General features: G+C 63.3%; 17 protein-coding genes and 2 pseudogenes. 9 read left to right on the top strand and 10 right to left on the bottom strand.

Annotated features, from left to right (window positions below; all coding sequences use genetic code 11):
• Positions 1-12 precede the first annotated feature (12 nt).
• On the top strand, positions 13-591 hold the full coding sequence (locus tag F6X59_RS03880; protein WP_054885073.1) for a DJ-1/PfpI family protein: 579 nt from the start codon (positions 13-15) through the stop codon (positions 589-591).
• Between the two features lie 44 nt (positions 592-635).
• On the opposite strand, the gene F6X59_RS03875 is transcribed toward F6X59_RS03880, so the two are convergent.
• Entirely contained in the window at positions 636-1,034 is a 399-nt protein-coding gene (locus F6X59_RS03875) for a nuclear transport factor 2 family protein (protein WP_025340507.1), read from the bottom strand.
• A 115-nt stretch (positions 1,035-1,149) separates the two neighbouring features.
• On the opposite strand from F6X59_RS03875, the gene F6X59_RS03870 reads away from it, so the two are divergent.
• Both F6X59_RS03870 and F6X59_RS03865 read left to right on the top strand, forming a co-directional pair.
• Positions 1,150-1,740 (top strand): GNAT family N-acetyltransferase, encoded by a 591-nt coding sequence (locus tag F6X59_RS03870; RefSeq protein ID WP_152954689.1) that lies wholly within the window; start codon positions 1,150-1,152, stop codon positions 1,738-1,740.
• Positions 1,737-2,609, top strand: a complete 873-nt coding sequence (locus F6X59_RS03865) for a carbon-nitrogen hydrolase family protein (RefSeq protein WP_152954687.1) — start codon at positions 1,737-1,739, stop codon at positions 2,607-2,609. The genes F6X59_RS03870 and F6X59_RS03865 overlap by 4 nt, the downstream gene beginning before the upstream one ends.
• Positions 2,610-2,654: 45 nt before the next feature.
• Here F6X59_RS03865 and F6X59_RS03860 read toward each other — a convergent pair whose 3' ends face one another.
• Complete coding sequence (locus F6X59_RS03860; protein WP_060508498.1) at positions 2,655-4,178, bottom strand: fumarate hydratase; 1,524 nt, start codon at positions 4,176-4,178, stop codon at positions 2,655-2,657.
• A 250-nt stretch (positions 4,179-4,428) separates the two neighbouring features.
• Here F6X59_RS03860 and F6X59_RS03855 point away from each other — a divergent pair, with 250 nt between their 5' ends.
• Complete coding sequence (locus F6X59_RS03855) at positions 4,429-5,349, top strand: iron-sulfur-binding ferredoxin reductase (RefSeq protein WP_152954686.1); 921 nt, start codon at positions 4,429-4,431, stop codon at positions 5,347-5,349.
• A 34-nt stretch (positions 5,350-5,383) separates the two neighbouring features.
• Here the strand turns inward: F6X59_RS03855 and pyk are convergent, their stop codons facing one another.
• On the bottom strand, positions 5,384-6,838 hold the full coding sequence (gene pyk / locus F6X59_RS03850) for a pyruvate kinase (protein ID WP_152954684.1): 1,455 nt from the start codon (positions 6,836-6,838) through the stop codon (positions 5,384-5,386).
• A gap of 181 nt (positions 6,839-7,019) precedes the next feature.
• On the opposite strand from pyk, the gene F6X59_RS03845 reads away from it, so the two are divergent.
• The 3 genes from F6X59_RS03845 to sbcB all read left to right on the top strand — a co-directional run bounded on the left by F6X59_RS03845 (position 7,020) and on the right by sbcB (position 9,373).
• A complete protein-coding gene (locus tag F6X59_RS03845; protein WP_152954683.1) occupies positions 7,020-7,406 on the top strand; it encodes a tol-pal system YbgF family protein in 387 nt (128 codons plus the stop codon).
• A 124-nt stretch (positions 7,407-7,530) separates the two neighbouring features.
• Entirely contained in the window at positions 7,531-7,890 is a 360-nt protein-coding gene (locus F6X59_RS03840) for a PilZ domain-containing protein (protein WP_152954682.1), read from the top strand.
• Between the two features lie 46 nt (positions 7,891-7,936).
• A complete protein-coding gene (gene sbcB / locus F6X59_RS03835; protein ID WP_346653493.1) occupies positions 7,937-9,373 on the top strand; it encodes an exodeoxyribonuclease I in 1,437 nt (478 codons plus the stop codon).
• Positions 9,374-9,443: 70 nt separating this feature from the next.
• On the opposite strand, the gene mvaT is transcribed toward sbcB, so the two are convergent.
• Positions 9,444-9,821 (bottom strand): histone-like nucleoid-structuring protein MvaT, encoded by a 378-nt coding sequence (mvaT, locus tag F6X59_RS03830; protein ID WP_152954681.1) that lies wholly within the window; start codon positions 9,819-9,821, stop codon positions 9,444-9,446.
• 297 nt (positions 9,822-10,118) lie between these two features.
• Here mvaT and purU point away from each other — a divergent pair, with 297 nt between their 5' ends.
• Complete coding sequence (gene purU, locus F6X59_RS03825) at positions 10,119-10,970, top strand: formyltetrahydrofolate deformylase (protein WP_023378897.1); 852 nt, start codon at positions 10,119-10,121, stop codon at positions 10,968-10,970.
• Positions 10,971-11,150: 180 nt separating this feature from the next.
• On the opposite strand, the gene F6X59_RS03820 is transcribed toward purU, so the two are convergent.
• The 5 genes and pseudogenes from F6X59_RS03820 to F6X59_RS28885 all read right to left on the bottom strand — a co-directional run.
• A complete protein-coding gene (locus F6X59_RS03820; protein ID WP_152954680.1) occupies positions 11,151-12,143 on the bottom strand; it encodes a lysylphosphatidylglycerol synthase transmembrane domain-containing protein in 993 nt (330 codons plus the stop codon).
• Complete coding sequence (locus F6X59_RS03815; protein WP_152954677.1) at positions 12,140-12,904, bottom strand: DUF2334 domain-containing protein; 765 nt, start codon at positions 12,902-12,904, stop codon at positions 12,140-12,142. The genes F6X59_RS03820 and F6X59_RS03815 overlap by 4 nt, the downstream gene beginning before the upstream one ends.
• On the bottom strand, positions 12,897-14,018 hold the full coding sequence (locus tag F6X59_RS03810) for a glycosyltransferase family 1 protein (RefSeq protein WP_152954676.1): 1,122 nt from the start codon (positions 14,016-14,018) through the stop codon (positions 12,897-12,899). The genes F6X59_RS03815 and F6X59_RS03810 overlap by 8 nt, the downstream gene beginning before the upstream one ends.
• A gap of 197 nt (positions 14,019-14,215) precedes the next feature.
• Positions 14,216-14,812: pseudogene (locus tag F6X59_RS28890) on the bottom strand (methyl-accepting chemotaxis protein); the annotation flags it as partial.
• Positions 14,813-15,073: 261 nt separating this feature from the next.
• Positions 15,074-16,090, bottom strand: a pseudogene (locus F6X59_RS28885) (cache domain-containing protein); the annotation flags it as partial.
• 166 nt (positions 16,091-16,256) lie between these two features.
• On the opposite strand from F6X59_RS28885, the gene F6X59_RS03800 reads away from it, so the two are divergent.
• Positions 16,257-17,732 (top strand): helicase HerA-like domain-containing protein, encoded by a 1,476-nt coding sequence (locus F6X59_RS03800; RefSeq protein WP_152954671.1) that lies wholly within the window; start codon positions 16,257-16,259, stop codon positions 17,730-17,732.
• Between the two features lie 58 nt (positions 17,733-17,790).
• Here the strand turns inward: F6X59_RS03800 and F6X59_RS03795 are convergent, their stop codons facing one another.
• Positions 17,791-19,263: an inorganic phosphate transporter gene (locus F6X59_RS03795; protein ID WP_152954668.1), complete on the bottom strand. Its 1,473-nt coding sequence runs from the start codon at positions 19,261-19,263 to the stop codon at positions 17,791-17,793.
• Positions 19,264-19,293: the final 30 nt, after the last annotated feature.

Genomic DNA, 19,293 nt, shown 5'->3' with positions numbered 1-19,293 from the left:
GGAGTGGGTGCGATGACGGCGAAGAAGATTCTCATGCTGGTTGGCGACTATGTCGAAGATTACGAGGCCATGGTGCCGTTCCAGGCGCTGAGCATGGTCGGCCACACGGTGCATGCGGTGTGCCCGGAGAAGGTTGCGGGGCAGACCGTGCGCACGGCGATTCATGATTTCGAGGGTGAGCAGACCTACAGCGAAAAGCCTGGCCACAATTTTGCCCTGAACTACGACTTCGTGCGGGTGCGGGCCGAGGGTTACGACGCGTTGCTGATTCCCGGTGGCCGCGCGCCGGAGTACCTGCGCCTGGATGAGAAGGTGCTGGAGCTGGTACGGGCGTTCGACCAGGCCGGCAAGCCGATTGCGGCGGTGTGCCATGGCGCGCAATTGCTGGCGGCAGCGGGTGTGCTGGAGGGGCGCGAGTGCAGTGCGTATCCGGCCTGTGCGCCGGAAGTACGCTTGGCCGGGGGCACGTTCATCGATATTGCGGTGGATCAGGCGCATGTCGATGGCAACTTGGTGACCGCCCCCGCCTGGCCGGCGCACCCGGCCTGGCTGGCAGCTTTCCTCAAGGTGCTCGGCACCCGTATCGCCTGACCCGGCCTCTTCGCGGGTTTACCCGCGAAGAGGCCGGTACAGGTTCACGCCACCTGCTCAACCCAGTCATTGAGGTTGTAGTAGTTGGTGACCCGGGCAATCTTGCCGCAGTGAATGTAGAAGAAGGCCCCCGCCGGCAGCACGTAAGTCTGGCCATTGGCTGCCGGAAGCCCTTCGTCGTCGGCCAGGTATTCGCCATGCACGGTGAATTCTGCCGCGGCCCGGCTGCCGTCGGCGTTCTGCATCACCACGATGTCGGCCAGGCGCTCGCGGTAGCAGCGGTTCATCTTGTCCATGAACGCGGCGAATCTGGCTTTGCCCATCTGCCGTTCGCCCTGGTTGATGTCGTGGATCACGTCTTCGCTGAGCAGTGCCAGGAAGGCCGGCATGTCGCCGGCATTGAAGGCGGCGTAGTAAGCATTTACCAGTTCGGTAGCGGTCATGGAACAGTACCTGTCGTGTAGGGAAAAGGCTGTGCGTTGGCTCGGATGATAGGGTTTCCACTCAAGCCCGGCTTAGCCGAGCGCGTCATCCACATCGACAAAACGACCGCCAAGCATGGAAATACGCCTGTTGCACGGCGCCGCTATCGCGCCTTACATCGATGACCTCGCTCGCCTGCGCCTGACCGTGTTCCGCGAGTTTCCCTACCTCTACGACGGCACTGCGGAGTACGAGGCCAACTACCTGGCCAGCTATGCCCGTTCCGGGCGCAGCCTGGTGGTGCTGGCCCTGGACGACGGCCAGGTGGTGGGTGCCTCGACCGGCCTGCCGCTGGTGGATGTGGCCCCGGAGTTCCAGCAGCCGTTCCTGGCCCTGGGGCGCGACCCGGCCAGCGTCTACTACTTCGGTGAATCGCTGGTGCTGCCGGAGTACCGTGGCCGGGGCCTGGGGGTGCGCTTCTTCATCGAGCGCGAATCCTATGCCCACAAACTGGCCGAATTCGACTATTGCGCGTTCTGTGCCGTGGAGCGCCCGGGTGTGCACCCGCGCCGGCCTGCGGACTACAAGCCGTTGCACGGATTCTGGCGCAATCGCGGCTTCCTGCATGAACCCTCGCTGCGCACCCGCTACGCCTGGCGTGACCTGGACGAGCAGGAAAGCTCGGAAAAGATCATGACGTTCTGGACCAAGGAGCTGCCGATTTGATCCGCCTCGCGGCCTGCCAGTACGCCATCGAGCTGCATGAAACCTGGGATGCCTATGCCGATCATCTGCAGGCCTTGTGCGCCGAGGCAGTAGAGGTGGGCGCCCAGCTACTGCTGCTGCCGGAATACGCCGGGCTGGTGCTTAGCGGCCAGTTGCCGGCCGAGCAGCGTGGTGACCTCAAGGCTTCGATTGCCGGCATCCAGCCGCTGATCGAGCCGTGGGTGGCGCTGTGCGAAGGGCTTGCCCGGCGCTGGGGCATCTACCTGCAACCGGGCAGCCTGCCGGTGCTCGACCTTGATGGGCAGTACCGTAATCGGGCCTGGCTGTTCGGCCCCAAGGGCGCACTCGGCTACCAGGACAAACTGATGATGACCCGCTTCGAGCGGGAGCAGTGGGGCATTGCTGGGGGTGATGGGCTGCAGGTGTTCGACACCGATCTTGGGCGCCTGGGCATCCTGATCTGTTATGACAATGAGTTCCCGATGCTGGCGCGGCGCCTGGCCGAGGGTGGTGCCGACCTGATCCTGGCGCCGAGCTGTACCGACACCGAAGCGGGTTACCACCGGGTGCGCATTGGCGCACAGGCACGGGCGCTGGAAAACCAGATTGCCGTGTTGCAAAGCCCAACGGTGGGGGTGGCGCCCTGGTCGCCGGCACTGGATGAGAACATCGGCCGGGCTGGGCTGTTTGTTCCGCCGGATCACGGCATGCCGGGGGACGGGGTGGTGGCGCTGAGTGAGGCGTTGAGCCCGGTGAGCAGCCAGTGGCTGGTGTGTGAGGTGGATCTTGAGGAAGTACGGCGGGTGAGGCGGGAAGGGCAGGTGTTTACCCGCAGGGACTGGCCGGAGCAGTTCGACAGAATCCTGTGAGAACAGCAACGGCTCCACGTTGGAGCCGCCACCGTTACATCGGGATTACTTCACTTCGACTGCCAGGCTCTGGGCAATCTTGCTCTGCCACAGGGCCGGGCCAGTGATGTGCACCGACTCACCGTTGCTGTCGACAGCGACGGTCACCGGCATGTCCTTGACCTCGAACTCGTAGATCGCTTCCATGCCCAGCTCGGCGAAGGCCAGGACCTTCGACTTGCGGATGGCCTGGGCCACCAGGTAGGCAGCGCCACCGACGGCCATCAGGTACACGGCCTTGTTGTCCTTGATCGCTTCGATCGCGGTCGGGCCACGCTCGGACTTGCCGATCATGCCCAGCAGGCCGGTCTGTTCGAGGATCTGGCGGGTGAATTTGTCCATGCGGGTGGCAGTGGTCGGGCCGGCTGGGCCTACCACTTCGTCACCGACCGGGTCGACCGGGCCGACGTAGTAGATGAAGCGGCCTTTGAGGTCGACCGGCAGTTCTTCACCGCGGTTGAGCATCTCGACCATGCGCTTGTGCGCCGCGTCACGGCCGGTGAGCATCTTGCCGTTGAGCAGGATGGTCTCGCCCGGCTTCCAGCTGGCAACTTCTTCCGGGGTGATGTCGTCGAGGTTGACGCGACGGGCACTCGGGCCGGCTTCCCAGACGATTTCCGGGTAGGCGTCCAGCGACGGCGCTTCCAGCTCGGCCGGGCCGTTGCCGTCGAGCACGAAGTGGGCGTGACGGGTGGCGGCGCAGTTCGGGATCATGCACACCGGCAAGGAGGCGGCGTGAGTCGGGTAGTCCATGATCTTGACGTCGAGCACGGTGGTCAGGCCGCCAAGGCCCTGGGCGCCGATGCCCAGCTGGTTGACCTTGTCGAACAGCTCCAGGCGGATCTCTTCGAGGCGGTTCTGCGGGCCACGGGCTTTCAGTTCGTGGATGTCGATGGATTCCATCAACACTTCCTTGGCCATGACTGCGGCCTTCTCGGCGGTACCGCCGATGCCGATGCCGAGCATGCCAGGCGGGCACCAGCCAGCGCCCATGGTCGGGACGGTCTTCAGCACCCAGTCGACGATCGAGTCGGACGGGTTGAGCATGGCCATCTTCGACTTGTTCTCCGAGCCGCCGCCTTTGGCTGCAACGTCGACTTCGACCTTGTCGCCAGGGACGATGGAGTAGTGGATGACGGCCGGGGTGTTGTCCTTGGTGTTCTTGCGGGCACCGGCCGGGTCGGCCAGGATCGAGGCGCGCAGGACGTTTTCAGGCAGGTTGTAGGCGCGACGCACACCTTCGTTGATCATGTCGTCGACGCTCATGGTGGCGCCGTCCCAGCGCACGTCCATGCCCACGCGGATGAACACGGTGACGATACCGGTGTCCTGGCAGATCGGGCGGTGGCCGGTGGCGCACATGCGCGAGTTGATCAGGATCTGGGCGATCGAATCGCGTGCAGCGGGCGACTCTTCACGCAGGTAGGCTTCGTGCATCGCCTGGATGAAATCGACGGGGTGGTAGTACGAGATGAATTGCAGGGCGTCGGCGACGCTCTGAATCAGGTCGTCTTGCTTGATCACGGTCATGCAGCGCGCTCCTCTTAAAGACGGGAACATTCAAAAAGACGCTCGACGGTGCCGACCAGCGTGTCGAAGCGCCTTGCAAGGCGCGCCGGCAGGCTGGCCGACGCAAAAGGGCGCGGCAGTATAGCGCGCCTCACCGCGCGAAACACCTGCGCGTGGTCTGGACCATGGTCGGCAGGTGGCAGGCATCCTTTTTGCTGCCGATGCGCGCTTGGCATACAGTGACCCGGTGATCGATGGAGACAGACTTACCATGCCCGAACTTTGCGTGGGCGCGCGCCGCTGGACGGTGCCGACCGGCAGCAACCTGCTCGATGCCCTCAACGAGGCCGGGCTGAATGTGCCCTACAGCTGCCGTGCCGGCAGTTGCCACGCCTGCCTGGTGCATTGCCTCGATGGGCAGCCGGCGGATGCCTTGCCCGAGGCCCTGGCGCTGGACAAGCACGCCCAGGGCTGGCGCCTGGCCTGTCAGTGCCGGGTGATCGACGACCTGCGCGTGGCGGTGTTCGACCCGCAGCAGGACGGCGTGCCGGCCCGGGTGAGCGCGCTGGACTGGTTTGGCGACGTGCTGCGTTTGCGCCTGCGTCCCGAGCGGGCGTTACGTTATCAGGCTGGGCAGCATGTGGTGCTGTGGAACGGCGCTATTGCAAGGCCTTACTCACTTGCCAGCTTGCCGGGGGAGGATGATTTTCTCGAATTTCATATCGATTGCCAACGAGCCGGTGCCTTTTGCGACAAGGGGCGTGGCTTAAAGGTGGGCGATGAGTTGCGCCTCGGTGAGTTCAGGGGCGGGGCGCTGCACTACGACCCGGACTGGCAGGCGCGGCCGCTCTGGTTGCTGGCAGCGGGCACTGGCTTGGCGCCGTTGTGGGGCATCTTGCGCGAAGCATTGCGCCAGGGGCATCAAGGCGAGATTCGGGTGGTGCATGTGGCGCGGGACAGCGCTGGTCACTATCTGGCTGAGCCGCTGAGGCAACTGCAGGGTGTGAAGGTCGAGCGGGTGCTGGCGGAACAGGTGGAGGAAGCGTTGGCGGGGTTGCGGCCGTCATCGCGGCAGACGGTGGCGCTGGTGTGCGGGTCGCCTGGGAGTGTCGAGCGGTTTGCCCGGCGGCTGTTCATTGCCGGGGTGCCGCGGGGGCAGGTGTTTGCTGATGTATTTGTCGAACATGCTTGATTGAATGGGGGCCGCAAAGCGGCCCCCACGGCTATCAGCCGACCAGCGGATCACCGACGTGCAGGATCTTCATGCCGTTGGTACCACCGATGGTGTGGTAGCTGTCACCCTTGGTCAGGATTACCCAGTCACCTTGCTCCACCAGGCCGCGCTTGAGCAGCTCGTCGACGGCTGCCTGGCTGACCTTGTCGGCCGGCAGCGAAGCCGGGTCGAAGGCGATCGGGTAGACGCCGCGGAACATGTTGGCGCGGGCCTGGGTGGCGCGGTGCGGCGACAGTGCGAAGATCGGCACATGCGAACGCAGGCGCGACATGATCAGCGGGGTATAGCCACTTTCGGTCAGGGCGATGATCGCCTTCACGCCCGGGAAGTGGTTGGCGGTGTACATGGCCGCCAGGGCGATGCTTTCGTCGCAGCGCTCGAAGGTGGTGTGCAGGCGGTGGCTGGACTTCTGGCTGGTCGGGTGCTTTTCGGCACCGGAGCAGATACGGGCCATGGCCTGTACGGCTTCGATCGGGTAGGAACCGGCGGCGCTTTCGGCCGACAGCATCACCGCATCGGTGTTGTCCAGCACGGCGTTGGCCACGTCGGACACTTCGGCGCGAGTCGGCATCGGGTTCTGGATCATCGACTCCATCATCTGGGTCGCGACGATCACCGCCTTGTTGTTGCGGCGGGCGTGCTGGATGATCTTCTTCTGGATGGCGATCAGCTCGGCGTCGCCGATTTCCACGCCCAGGTCGCCACGGGCAACCATCACCGCGTCGGAGGCTGCGATCAGTTTGTCGAGGGTCTCGTCGTCGGCTACGGCTTCGGCGCGTTCGATCTTGGCCACCAGCCAGGCGCTGCCGCCGGATTCGTCACGCAGCTTGCGCGCGTATTCCATGTCGCTGGCGTCACGCGGGAAAGAGACGGCCAGGTAGTCCAGGTCCATTTCCGCGGCCAGCTTGATGTCGGCCTTGTCTTTTTCGGTCAGGGCCGGGGCGGTCAGGCCGCCACCTTTGCGGTTGATGCCTTTGTGGTCCGACAGCGGGCCACCGATGATCACCACGCAGTGCAGGGCGTCTGCGGTGGCGGTCTCGACGCGCATGACCACACGGCCGTCGTCGAGCAGCAGTTCGTCACCGACGCCGCAGTCCTTGACCAGGTCGGGATAGTCGATACCGACGATGTCCTGGTTGCCTTCGGTCAGCGGGTGGGCGGTGGAGAAGGTGAACTTGTCACCGATCTTCAGTTCGATGCGCTTGTTGGCGAACTTGGCGATGCGGATCTTCGGACCCTGCAGGTCGCCCAGCAGTGCGACATGGCGGCCGTTCTTGGCGGCGATGTCACGGATCAGGCGGGCGCGTGCCTTGTGCTCGTCCGGCGTGCCGTGGGAGAAGTTCAGGCGTGCCACGTCCAGGCCGGCAAGGATCAGCTGTTCGATCACTTCCGGCGAGTTGCTGGCGGGGCCAAGGGTGGCGACGATTTTGGTACGGCGGATGCTCATGCACAGACTCCTATAGTGAAGCGCAGCGAAAGGCTACTCCTCAATTACGCTGTAGTCATTGTTCCGTTGCACTACCTGCGACCAATGCAGGGTGGCATTTGAACGGGCGGGAGTATCCTTGCAAAACGCTGTGAAGATTTGCCGGCAACGGCCGATATACTGGCATCAAAGGAGATACCCCATGCGCGCCCTGATCATCATCGCCCTGGCGGCCAGCACCGTCGGCTGCACCCGCTGGTCCATGGACCACCACCTGAACAACGCCTACCGCGCCTATGACCGTGGCGATTGTTCGAAGGTCATGCTGGAGTTGTCGCAGGTCGACCGCGCCAGCCGTGCGCGGCCGTTCATCCACCCGGAAGTGTCACTGCTGCGTGGCCAGTGCCTGGAGCGTGACATGCTTTATGTGGATGCCGCACAGACCTACGAGTACCTGATCCAGCAGTACCCGGGCAATGAATACGCCTATCGGGCCAAGGCGCGCCTGCAGACCCTGGAGAAGCTCGGGCACTACCGTGGTACAGAGGCGGCAGTGGCCAACCCGGTGAATACCCCTACTTGGCGTTAACGCCAAGGTGTGATTTATTTCACGGGATTTGCCCGGCGCGCTGCGCTAATCTGTAACTCAGCTGTTACAACAACCGCCAGTACCTTGCATTCCTGGCATCAGGTACGGGACTGCACTCGCAATCATGTTCATCCAGCGCCATATCGAACGTCATCAGTTGCCTTGTGTACTCAAGGTCTACAACCGCTTCACCGATCAGCCGATCGGTCAGCTGGGCAATGCCTCCGAAGACGGGATCATGCTGATCAGCTCGCTGCCTGTGCTGGTCGGCCCGGACTTCGAGCTGCAATTGCGCCTGCCGCTGGCGGGGGGCGGGTATCAGTGCATCAACCTGACCGCCAGTTGCCTGTGGTGCCGCGAAGACCAGACCCCGGGCCACTACGATTCCGGCTTCATGCTGCTGCAGGCGCCGCGCGAATACGATGAATTCGTCCGCTCGCTGCGCGACTATTTCAGTTTCCGCCCCGCCAACGCTTCCGCCTGAGCCTGTCTCCGCTAGAATCGGGTCGACCTCGAAACAGGACGACCCCGTGACTTCCAGCATCTTCTGGCACGACTACGAAACCACCGGCATCAACCCGCGCTGCGACCGACCGCTGCAGGTCGCAGGTGTGCGCACCGATCTCGAACTCAACGAGATCGAAGACCCGATCAACCTCTATTGCCGCCCCTCGGACGATATTCTGCCGCACCCGGCCGCCTGCCTGGTCACTGGCATCACCCCCGAACAACTCGCCAACCAGGGCCTGTGCGAAGCCGAGTTCATGACCCGGGTCCACGAGCAACTGGCGCGCCCTGGCACCTGCAGTGCTGGCTACAACACCCTGCGCTTCGATGATGAAGTGACCCGCTACAGCCTGTACCGCAACTTCTTCGACCCTTATGCCCGCGAGTGGCAGGGCGGCAACAGCCGCTGGGACCTGATCGACGTGGTGCGCACTGCCTACGCCCTGCGTCCGGAAGGCATCGTCTGGCCGCAACAGGACGGGCGCACCAGCCTGCGCCTGGAACTGCTCAGCCAGGCCAATGGCATCGACCATGGGCATGCCCATGAAGCGCTTTCCGACGTACGGGCCACGATTGCCCTGGCACGCCTGATCAGGCAGAAACAACCTAAGTTGTACGAGTGGCTGTTCCAGTTGCGCAGCAAGCACAAAGTGATGGAGCAGGTCCGTCTATTGCAGCCATTGGTGCATATATCCGGGCGCTTTTCCGCAGCGCGTAATTATCTGGGGGTGGTCCTGCCATTGGCCTGGCACCCGCGTAATCGCAATGCACTGATTGTGTGCGACCTGCATCAGGAAACCCTACCCTTGATAAGGGAAAGTGCCGAGGTACTGCGTGAGCGTTTGTATACTCGGCATGAAGAATTATCGGAAGGGCAATTGCCGGTGCCGCTCAAGTTGGTGCAGATCAACCGCTGCCCGGTAGTCGCTCCGCTGTCGGTATTGCGCCCCGCAGATCAGCAGCGACTGGGTATCGATCTGGCACTGATGCAATCACGCGCTGAACAGTTGGCTAATCAACAGGCGCTATGGCAAGACAAGCTGGAGATTATCTATGGCAAGGAGGATTTCGCTGCGGTTGAAGACCCGGAACAGCAGTTGTATGACGGTTTCATCGGTGACCGCGACCGTCGCTTGTGCGAGCAAGTTCGCACGCTGGATCCTGCGCAATTAGGGCACGGCCATTGGATGTTCGATGATCCACGCTTGCCGGAGTTATTGTTCCGTTACCGCGCCCGTAACTTCCCGGAGACCTTGAACAGCGAAGAGCGCCAGCGCTGGTATGGCTTCTGCCAGCAGCGCCTGAGCGACCCGCAGTGGGGCGCACCGAACACGCTGGGTGATTTCGAGCAGGCCAGGCTGAGCGCCTGGGCCAACGCCGACGAGGCCGGGCGGCGGGTGTTGGACGCCTGGCAGGTGCATGCCCGCAACTTGAGTGAGCAGTTTGCTATCCGCTGTTGAGTGAGCAAACAAAAACGCCGGCATCATGCCGGCGTTCTTGTTTGTATAGGTAGCGGGTGGCTGTGGACAATCAGTCCAGCAGGGTCGCCCAGCTTTCAACCACGTCACCACCCCATTTGGCTTTCCATTCTTTCAGGGTCTTGTGGTTGCCGCCTTTGGTTTCGATCACTTCACCATTGTGCGGGTTTTTGTATTGCTTGACCTTGCGCGCACGCTTGGTAGCGACAGGTTTCGCTGCACCGCGTGGGCCTTTGCTCAGTTTCGACTCTGGGTCGAGCAGGGCGATGACGTCGCGCAGCGACTTGGAGTATTCGCCCATCAGGGTGCGCAGTTTGCCTTCGAACTCCAGTTCTTTCTTCAGCTTGTCATCCTGCGACAGGTTGGCCAGGCGGGCCTGAAGTTCCTTGATGGCTTCTTCGGTAGCGCGGTACTCGTTGATCAGGGACATGGAGTGTTCCTTTAATGCGTGTTCAGAAATGTGTGAGGCAATAATAGACAGGCGATACTCTCAAGTAAACATATTATTCGGCACTTAACTGTTATTAGCCCTGTGACAAAATATCTCAAGATTAAGAAAAATTTACATAGGACCCTGCACTTCGAGCTGATTGTCACCCGGCTGTAGTAGCCGGGTTCACAGCCAGGCTGGCCGGGCATGGCGCTACCGGCAGGTGCAATGATTACTGCGTTTTTCTGGTCGGGCCGCTAGAATGAGCGCCTTTGCGAAGTTCTGGAGTCTTAATTCATGCGCACCTATCGTCTGGTGATCGCCTGCCCCGACCGTGTTGGCATCGTGGCGAAAGTCAGTAATTTCCTGGCCTTGTACAATGGCTGGATCAACGAAGCCAGCCACCACTCTGATGAGCAGAGCGGTTGGTTCTTCATGCGCCATGAAATCCGCGCTGAATCGCTGCCATTCGGTATCGAGGCGTTCCGCGAAGCCTTCGCGCCGATCGCCGAAGAGTTCTCCATGACCTGGCGTATCACCGACTCGGCGCAGAAGAAGCGCGTGGTGCTGATGGCCAGCCGCGAATCGCACTGCCTGGCCGACCTGCTGCACCGTTGGCACACCGATGAACTGGATTGCGAGATCCCTTGCGTGATTTCCAACCACAACGACCTGCGCAGCATGGTCGAGTGGCACGGCATTCCGTTCTTCCACGTGCCGGTTGACCCCAAGGACAAGGCCCCGGCCTTTGCCGAAGTGTCGCGCCTGGTCCAGGAGCACGCGGCTGACGTGGTGGTGCTGGCGCGTTACATGCAGATCCTGCCGCCGCAACTGTGCCAGGACTATGCCGAGAAGGTCATCAACATCCACCACAGCTTCCTGCCGTCGTTCGTCGGCGCCAAGCCGTATCACCAGGCAGCCCTGCGTGGCGTGAAGCTGATCGGTGCAACCTGCCACTACGTGACTGAAGAGCTGGACGCCGGCCCGATCATCGAGCAGGACGTGGTGCGTGTGAGCCACGCCGACAGCATCGAGGACATGGTCCGCTTTGGCCGTGACGTCGAGAAGATGGTGCTGGCCCGTGGCCTGCGCTATCACCTGGAAGACCGCGTGCTGGTGCATGGCAACAAGACCGTGGTATTCGACTGATAGTGAGTGGGGCGCGCAGCGCCCCCTTTTGACGGGGAACGAATATGGCCAAGCGTAACAATCCCACCGCCTCCCCCCCGCCCACCCTCGGCGAAGGCTGCCTGGCCCGCTACGACCCCCAAGCCCTGAGCGAAGACGACGGTACCGATTTCCCCGATGCCGCCCAATTGTGGCGCCAGCTCAACCCGCCTGACGCCGCCAGCGCTCCAGCAACGGACGCGCCAGCAGGCAGACAAACACCGGCCCGCCCGCCAGCAGATAAAAGTAGTAAGTGATCGCTCGCCAGATCAGGATTGCCGCTGCGGCTGTCGAACTGCCCACCAGCGGTGTCAGCAGGCTGGCCGAGGTCAGCTCGGCGGCACCGGCGCCACCCGGTAGCAGGCTGAACTGGCCGGCACTGAGCGCCAGCATCTGTACCAGGAAGCTCGGGATCCACGACAGCTCCACCCCCAGGCCCTGCAGCACCAAGTACAGCACGCTGTAGCGCAGGCTCCAGTGCAGGCAGGTGAGGCTGAACACCAGCGCCAGGGTGCGTTTTGGCAACTGCCAGGTCTGTGCCAGGGCATCGATGAAATGCAAGACTTTGCGGGCCCAGCGGCGTCTGCGTTTGCCAGGCATGCCCAGGCGCTGCAGCACGCGCCCGTTGAAGCGCATCAGCGCCCGGCGATAACGCAGCAGTACCACGATAATGGCCAGGGCAGCGCACAGCAGCAGCGCACTGCCCAGCAGCATGCTTTGCTGGCTGCGCCCGAGGCTGTGGAACAGGGCATAGCCGGCAATCGCCAGCATCGCGCAGAAGAAGAACAGCAGGTCGTTCAGCTGATCCATGGCAAACACCGCGCCGCTGCGCGCCGGCCCGATGCGGTCACGGGCGAGCAGGGCCATGAGGGTGATCGGGCCGCCGCTGCCGCCAGGGGTGGTACAGATGGCGAACTCGGTGGCCATCACCACGCCGAGGCTGCGCACACGGCCAAGCTGCCGCGCTTGCTGGCCGAGCAGCAGGCGCAGGCGCATGGCATTGATCACCCAGCACAGCAGGATCATGCCGAGCAGGGCCAGCAATAGCCGGATGTCGAAGGTCGCCACTCTGGGCAGCAGTTCGTTGCCGCCGAGCAATGCCGGCACCAGTAGGGCGCCGACCAGTGCCAGGCTTAGCCAGCCGAGGCGGTTCATGCGATCACCTGGCGCTCCAGCCAGGCCGACTTGGTCAGCGGCTCGCGGCCTTGCAGCAGCAGGCTGTCGAGGGTGCGCAGCCAGTAATTGCGCGCTGAGCGGTGGCGCATGTCCACCGGGTGCAAACCCAGGCGCAGGGTTTCAGCGGTGCGCCAGCGCCGGCACTGCCAGTCGCAGACCACCCGCGACAGCCCCCGGCGCCACGCGCTGCGCGCGCTCCATACCAGCCCCGGTGCCTCGAACGCGGTGAAGTCCGGCAAGCGATAAAGGTGCTGGGGCGTGCTGGTGTAGCGCAGCGGCAGCTGGCTCAGGGCCTGCCGGGTGCCTTGGCTCATCAGCCAGGCCGGGGCGACGAAGCCGGCCACTGGCCAGCCTTGCCCGGCGAACAGCGCCAGGCCTTGTTCCAGGCGCTGCAGGGCGTGTGCCTGGTCAAGGGCATAGAACTCGCCTTCATGGGTGTAGATACGCCGCATGAAGTATTCGCCGAGGCTGCGCGGCGTTGGGCCGTCGTCGGCGTGGTAAAAGCCGTGCAGGGCCAGTTCGTCACCGCGGGCCAGGCGCCGTTCGAGCAGGCGGCAGAAGGTCGGTGAGCGGGTCAGCGGGTTGCGGTGGTGGAAGTCTGGCACCACCAGCCAGGTCATTGGCACATTGCCCATCTCGTCCACGGCCTGCACGAACGGCTGGTAGTCAGGCCAGGTTTCGGGCGCAATATCGTGCAGCACCAGCATCAGGCTGCCTGCGGCATTACCGGGCTCAGCCATGGGCGCGTACCTGCGGTTGGTGGCCGAGCACGGCCTGGTAGTGCTGCAGCAGGCCGGTGACCACGTTGTCCCATGAATAGTGTTGCTCCACATGGCGGCGGGCCTGGGCGCCGAGCGTACGCACGCCGGCTTCGAACGCTTCGCGCACGGCCAGGGCCATGGCCTGGCCATCGTTGGCCTGGCACAGGCGGCCACACTGTTCGTTGACGATCTCGCCGAAGGCCCCGGCGCGAACCGCGACGACCGGCGTGGCACTGGCCATGGCTTCGAGGATGACCAGGCCGAAGGTTTCCTGGTCGCCGGCATGCACCAGCAGGTCGGCGCTGGCCATCAGGCGGGCGACTTCCTGCGGCGGGCGGAACTGGCCGATGACGCTGACGTTCTCGGGCACGCTGGCCGGCATGTTCGAACCGACCAGCAACAGGTGATAGGGCTGCCCGAGGTGTTGCATGCATTCCAGCAGCACCGGCAGGTTCTTCTCCCGTGAACCGCGCCCGGCATAGATGAGCAGGCGGCTGGTATCGGCGATGCCCAACTGGGCCCGCAGTTGCGGGTCGCGATGGTCAGGGTGGAAGGTCTGCAGGTCGACACCCAGGCGCTGCACGTGCACGTCGCGCACGCCGAGGCGGCGCAGCTTGTCGGCCATCACCAGGCTCGGCGCCAGCACCCGGTCGAAATTGCCGTACAGCTTGCTGACATAGGCTTCGACATTGGGTGTGAACCAGTTGCCCATGCGGTTGCTCACCAGCAGTGGCAGGTCGGAGTGGTAGAAGCCGATCACCGGCACGTCGAGCTGGCGCCGGGCTTCCAGCGCTGCCCAGGCGGTAAGGTACGGGTCGCCGACTTCGATCAGGTCGGGCTTGAGACGGCGTAACACGTTGCACCAGGGCGCCAGGCGCACCGGGAAACGGTAGCCTTTGCCGAACGGCAAGGGCGGTGCGGGGACCTGGTAGATGCCATCGGCATGGCTGGCGCTGGGGCCGGGGATCAGAAGGCTGTGGCGTACGCCCGCTAGCGCGTCGAGGCGATGGTGTTTGGCGTCGAGGTAAGTCCGCACGCCGCCGCTGGCCGGGGCGTAGAACATGGTGATGTCGGCGATGTGCACGATCAGCATCCCTCCGGGATCGTCTTCGGGTCTGTCATCTGGTGATGACGCGCCTAAAGGTTGACCTACCTGAAGGATAGTTTGTTCGATCGGGGTTGGGCGGGAGGGCGGTGCTGGATTGTTCGCGGCTAACGCCGCTCCCACAGGGATTTCCTCAATCCTGTAGGAGCGGCTTTGGCCGCGAGGCAGGCGACGCGGCCTGTTGGTCAGATACGGAAGCTGCCAACCAGGTGTTTCAGGCGGGTGGCCTGCTGCTCCAGGTCCGAGCAGGCGCGCAGGGTGGCCTGCAGGTTCTCGACACCTTCCTGGTTGAGCATGTTGATCTCGTTGATGTCCATGTTGATCGAATCGACCACGGCGGTCTGCTCTTCAGTGGCGGTGGCCACCGACTGGTTCATGCCGTCGATTTCGCCGATACGCACAGTCACGCTGTCCAGGCGCTCGCCGGCCTGGTTGGCGATCTGCATGCTGTCCTGGCTGTGGCGCTGGCTCTGGCCCATGGTGTCAACCGACTCGCGGGCGCCGACCTGCAGCTCTTCGATCATGGTCTGCACCTGCTGCGCCGACTCCTGGGTGCGGTGCGCCAGGTTGCGTACCTCGTCGGCGACCACGGCAAAACCACGCCCGGCCTCACCGGCGCGGGCCGCTTCGATCGCGGCATTGAGTGCCAGCAGGTTGGTCTGCTGGGAAATGCTGGTAATCACTTCGAGGATCTGGCCGATGTTCACGGTCTTGCTGTTGAGCGTCTCGATGTGTGCGCTCGAGGTGACGATCAGGTCGGACAGTCGGTTCATCGCGGCGATATTGCGCTCCACCACCTGTTGGCCTTCCTCGGCCAGCAGGCGCGCAGAGCTGGCGTGCTGCGAGGCCTGGGCGGCATTGCCGGCGATTTCCTGGGCGGCGGCGCCGAGTTCGTTGATGGCCGCCGCGACACTGTTGGTGCGGTTGGACTGCTCGTCGGAGTTGGCCATCGACGAGTTCGAGGCGCTGATCACGCGCAGGGCCACTTCGTTGACCTGCTCGGTCGCCGACGACACTTCGCGGATCGAGCCGTGGATACGTTCGACGAAGCGGTTGAAGGCCTTGCCGAGGATGCCGAACTCGTCGTGGTTGTGGATGCTCAGGCGCTTGGTCAGGTCGCCTTCACCTTCGGCGATGTCTTCCATGGCGCGGGTCATGGTGTGCAGCGGCTGCATCAGCACGCGGATCAGCAGGCCGAGCAGGCCGATGATGATCACCACCGCCACCAAGGTGGCGATCACCGCCGAGGTGCGGAAGGTGCTGAGCATGGCAAAGGCCTTGTCCTTGTCCACCGACAGGCCGATGTACCAGTTGGCCGAGGGCAGGCCCTTGATCGGGGTGAAGGTCAGCAGGCGGGCTTGGCCATTGGCGCTGACTTCGGTCAGCGCGCCGGACAGTTTCGGCGTGTCCTGCGGGAACAGGTCCGACAGCGACTTCATCACCAGGTCCTTGTCCGGGTGGACCAGGATCTTGCCCTGGTCGTTGACCAGGAAGGCATAACCCATGCCGCCGAAGTTCAGCGAGTTGATGATCTGCACCAGGCCATCGAGGGCCAGGTCGCCACCGACCACACCGACGCTGGCGGAAACCTTGCTGATGATGCCGATGACCATCTTGTTGGTGGCCATGTCGATGTACGGCTCGGTGAGAATGGTGCCCTGGGCGTTCATGCCGTCCTTGTACCAAGGGCGGCTGCGCGGGTCGTAGCCATCAGGCATCTTGGTGTCTGGACGCACGCTGAAACCACCATCGACCTTGCCCAGGTAAACGGTGAGGAAGCTCGATATCAGGGCATTCTGGCCCATCAGTGTTTCGGCGTTGGCCGGTTGCTGGGCAATGTTCTGCGCCAGGTTTTCCACCAGCTTGATACGGCCATCGAACAGGTTGCGGATGTTGGTCGAAGTGGATTCGCCCATTTCAGCCAGATAATTCTCCAGATTCTCGCGGATCGCATTACGCTGGAGGTAATCGTTGTAAAGGGTGAACAGGCTGAAGGCGAGTATCACGATCAATGACGCAGCCAAAAGAATCTTGTGGCTGAAACGCAGGTTTTTGTTCATGGCGTAATCGGTTCCGCTAAGGTTTTTATCGGGCGTTCGCACGGTGTCGCTGCAAACAGTGCAACATCCCGAAAAGTCCTTTTTCGGTTGCTCCTGTCTATTAAGGCGAATATCACCCAAAGGTATCGGCCGAATTAAGCCAAAGCTTGAGCGGGGGATTAGAGAGATGTCGGATACTTCGACCATAGTTGTAGGCGCTGACCCGAGCGGGCAGCCAGTGCAGCAAGCCATGCGCCTGGCCAATCGCCATGGCCTGGTCGCCGGTGCCACCGGCACCGGCAAGACCGTGACCCTGCAGCACCTGGCGGAGGTGTTCAGCGATGCTGGCGTGGCAGTGTTCGCGGCAGACGTCAAAGGCGACCTGTGCGGCCTGGGGGCGGCAGGTGTGCCACAAGGCAAAGTGGCCGAGCGGATTGCTGGCATGCCCTGGCTCGGGCACACGGCAAAAGCCTATCCGGTAACGCTCTGGGATGTGGCGGGGCAGTCCGGTCATCCGTTGCGGACCACGCTCAGTGAAATGGGCCCGTTGTTGCTCGGCAACCTGCTGGAATTGACCGACAGCCAGCAGGCCGCGTTGTATGCGGCGTTCAAGGTGGCGGATCGCGAAGGCTTGTTGCTGCTCGACCTGAAAGACCTCAAGGCCCTGTTGGCGCACCTGAAGGACAACCCGCAACTGCTCGGCGAAGACAGCGCGCTGATGACCACCGGCTCGACCCAGGCCTTGCTGCGCCGGCTGGCAACCCTGGAGCAGCAAGGTGCCGAGGCGTTGTTTGGTGAGCCGGCGCTGCAACTGGAGGACCTGTTGCGGCCGGATACCGATGGCCGTGGGCGTATCCACTTGCTCGACGCCAGCCGGCTGGTGCATGAGGCGCCGAAAGTGTACGCGACCTTCCTGCTGTGGTTGTTGGCCGAGCTGTTCGAACAGTTGCCGGAGCGCGGTGATGCCGACAAACCGGTGCTGGCGCTGTTCTTCGATGAGGCGCATCTGTTGTTCAACGGCACGCCGAAAGCGCTGCAGGACCGTCTGGAGCAGGTGGTGCGGCTGATCCGTTCCAAGGGCGTTGGGGTGTATTTCGTCACCCAGTCGCCGGGCGATCTGCCCGATAGCGTATTGGCCCAGTTGGGTTTGCGTATCCAGCACGGTCTGCGTGCCTTTACCGCCAAAGAGCAGAAATCGCTCAGGGCCGTGGCTGATGGCTTCCGCCCGAACCCGGCGTTCGACAGCCTGGCGGTGCTGACCGAGCTGGGGATTGGCGAGGCGTTGGTCGGCACCCTGGAAGACAAGGGCACGCCAGCGATGGTCCAGAGGGTGCTGATCGCACCACCGCAATCGCGGATCGGGCCGTTGAGTGGGGCAGAGCGCAGTGCGTTGATTGCGGCTTCACCCTTGCTGGGGCGGTATGACAAGGCGATTGACCGGGAGTCGGCCTATGAAATGCTGACTCAGCGTAAAGGTGAGGCAGTGGAGCCGGTGCCAGTGCCGAAAGCGGATGAAGAGAGTTTCGCCGACAAGGCAGGGGACTTTTTGCAGAGCGCGGCGGGGCAGGCGATCAAGTCGGCGGTGCGCCAGGCAGCCAACCAGTTGGGGCGACAGTTGGTGCGTGGGTTGATGGGGTCGTTGCTGGGTGGCAAGAAGAAATAACTTCCTGCACCCACGAAAAAGGCGCCATGAGGCGCCTTTTTCAGTGCAGCGCAATCGCTCAGGCCAGTGCCTTGGAGGCCAGCCAGAACAGCCCGGCCGCCAGGCCCATCGAGGCCGGCAGGGTCAGGACCCAGGCCAGCAGGATGGTCTTCACGGTGCCGCCTTGCAGGCCGCTCTTGTTGGCGACCATGGTGCCGGCAACACCAGACGACAGCACGTGGGTGGTCGATACCGGCAGGGCGAACACGTTGGCCATGCCGATGGCGCAGGCTGCGGTGATCTGCGCCGACATGCCCTGGGCATAGGTCATGCCCTGCTTGCCGATCTTCTCACCGACGGTCAGCACCACGCGCTTCCAGCCGACCATGGTGCCCAGGCCCAGGGCCAGGGCGACGGCCACGATCACCCAGAACGGGGCGTATTCGGTGGTGGCAGTCAGGTCCTTGCGCAGCTTCTCGAGGTCGGCCTTTTCACGGGCTTCCAGGCCAGGCAGCTTGCCGACCTTCTTCGCGGTGTCGTCCAGGCACAGCAGGTAGCGGCGCACTTCAACACGCTTCTCGGCATCCAGCGCGTGGTAGTCGGTCACGCCTTGCAGCGAGGACTGCAGGGCGGCGATGGTCGGTTCGGTCTGCTGCGGGTTGCAGCTGAACTTCTCCGGCAGGTCGGTCGACTTGGCCTTGCCCAGTGCCAGGAACTCGCCCAGGGTGGCGGCGTTGCGCTGGTAGAACTGGCTCATGTGCAGGGTGGCGTCGCGGGTGCGCTCGATCTGGTAGGTGGTGCTGTTCAGGTCGAGGACGAACTTGGCCGGTACGATACCGATCAGCACCAGCATGATCAGGCCGATGCCTTTCTGGCCATCGTTGGAGCCGTGCACGAAGCTGACGCCCATGGCCGAAATCACCAGGACCAGGCGGTTCCAGAACGGTGGGTGCTTCTTGTCGTCGAGCTTGCGGCGCTGGTCCGGGGTTTTGTGCATCTTCGACAGCGGGCGCCACCATTTCAGGCCGACCAGCACCAGCGCGGCGACAGCAAAGCCGGCGATCGGCGAGACCACCAGCGACATGGCGATGTCGATCGCCTTCTGCCAGTTGACCCCATCGCCCAGCGGGATGTCGTTGATCAGTGCGTTGGCCAGGCCCACGCCAAGGATCGAGCCGATCAGGGTGTGCGAACTGGAAGCAGGGATGCCGAAGTACCAGGTCCCGAGGTTCCAGGTGATGGCAGCGGCCAGCAGCGAGAAGACCATGGCCAGGCCATGCCCGGTATTCACATTGATCAGCAGCTCGACCGGCAGCAGGTGCACGATGGCGTAGGCCACCCCGACACCACCGAGCAGAACGCCGAGGAAGTTGAACACCCCGGAGAAGAACACGGCCAGGTGTGGTGGCATGGCTTTGGTATAGATGACGGTGGCTACCGCGTTTGCGGTGTCATGAAAGCCATTGATGAACTCGAATGCGAGCACGAAGGTCAGGGCGAGCAGCAGGCTCACCAGTACCCAGGCATCCAGTCCGCTGAATAAATCGATCATGAAGGTTGTCTGGCGGTCATAGGGGGGCGG

The organism is Pseudomonas sp. MN1F, from assembly GCF_009391885.1.
Classification (GTDB): Bacteria; Pseudomonadota; Gammaproteobacteria; order Pseudomonadales; family Pseudomonadaceae; genus Aquipseudomonas.
Note: the sequence above shows the minus strand (reverse complement) of the source record. Positions and strands in the feature narration are given on the sequence as shown.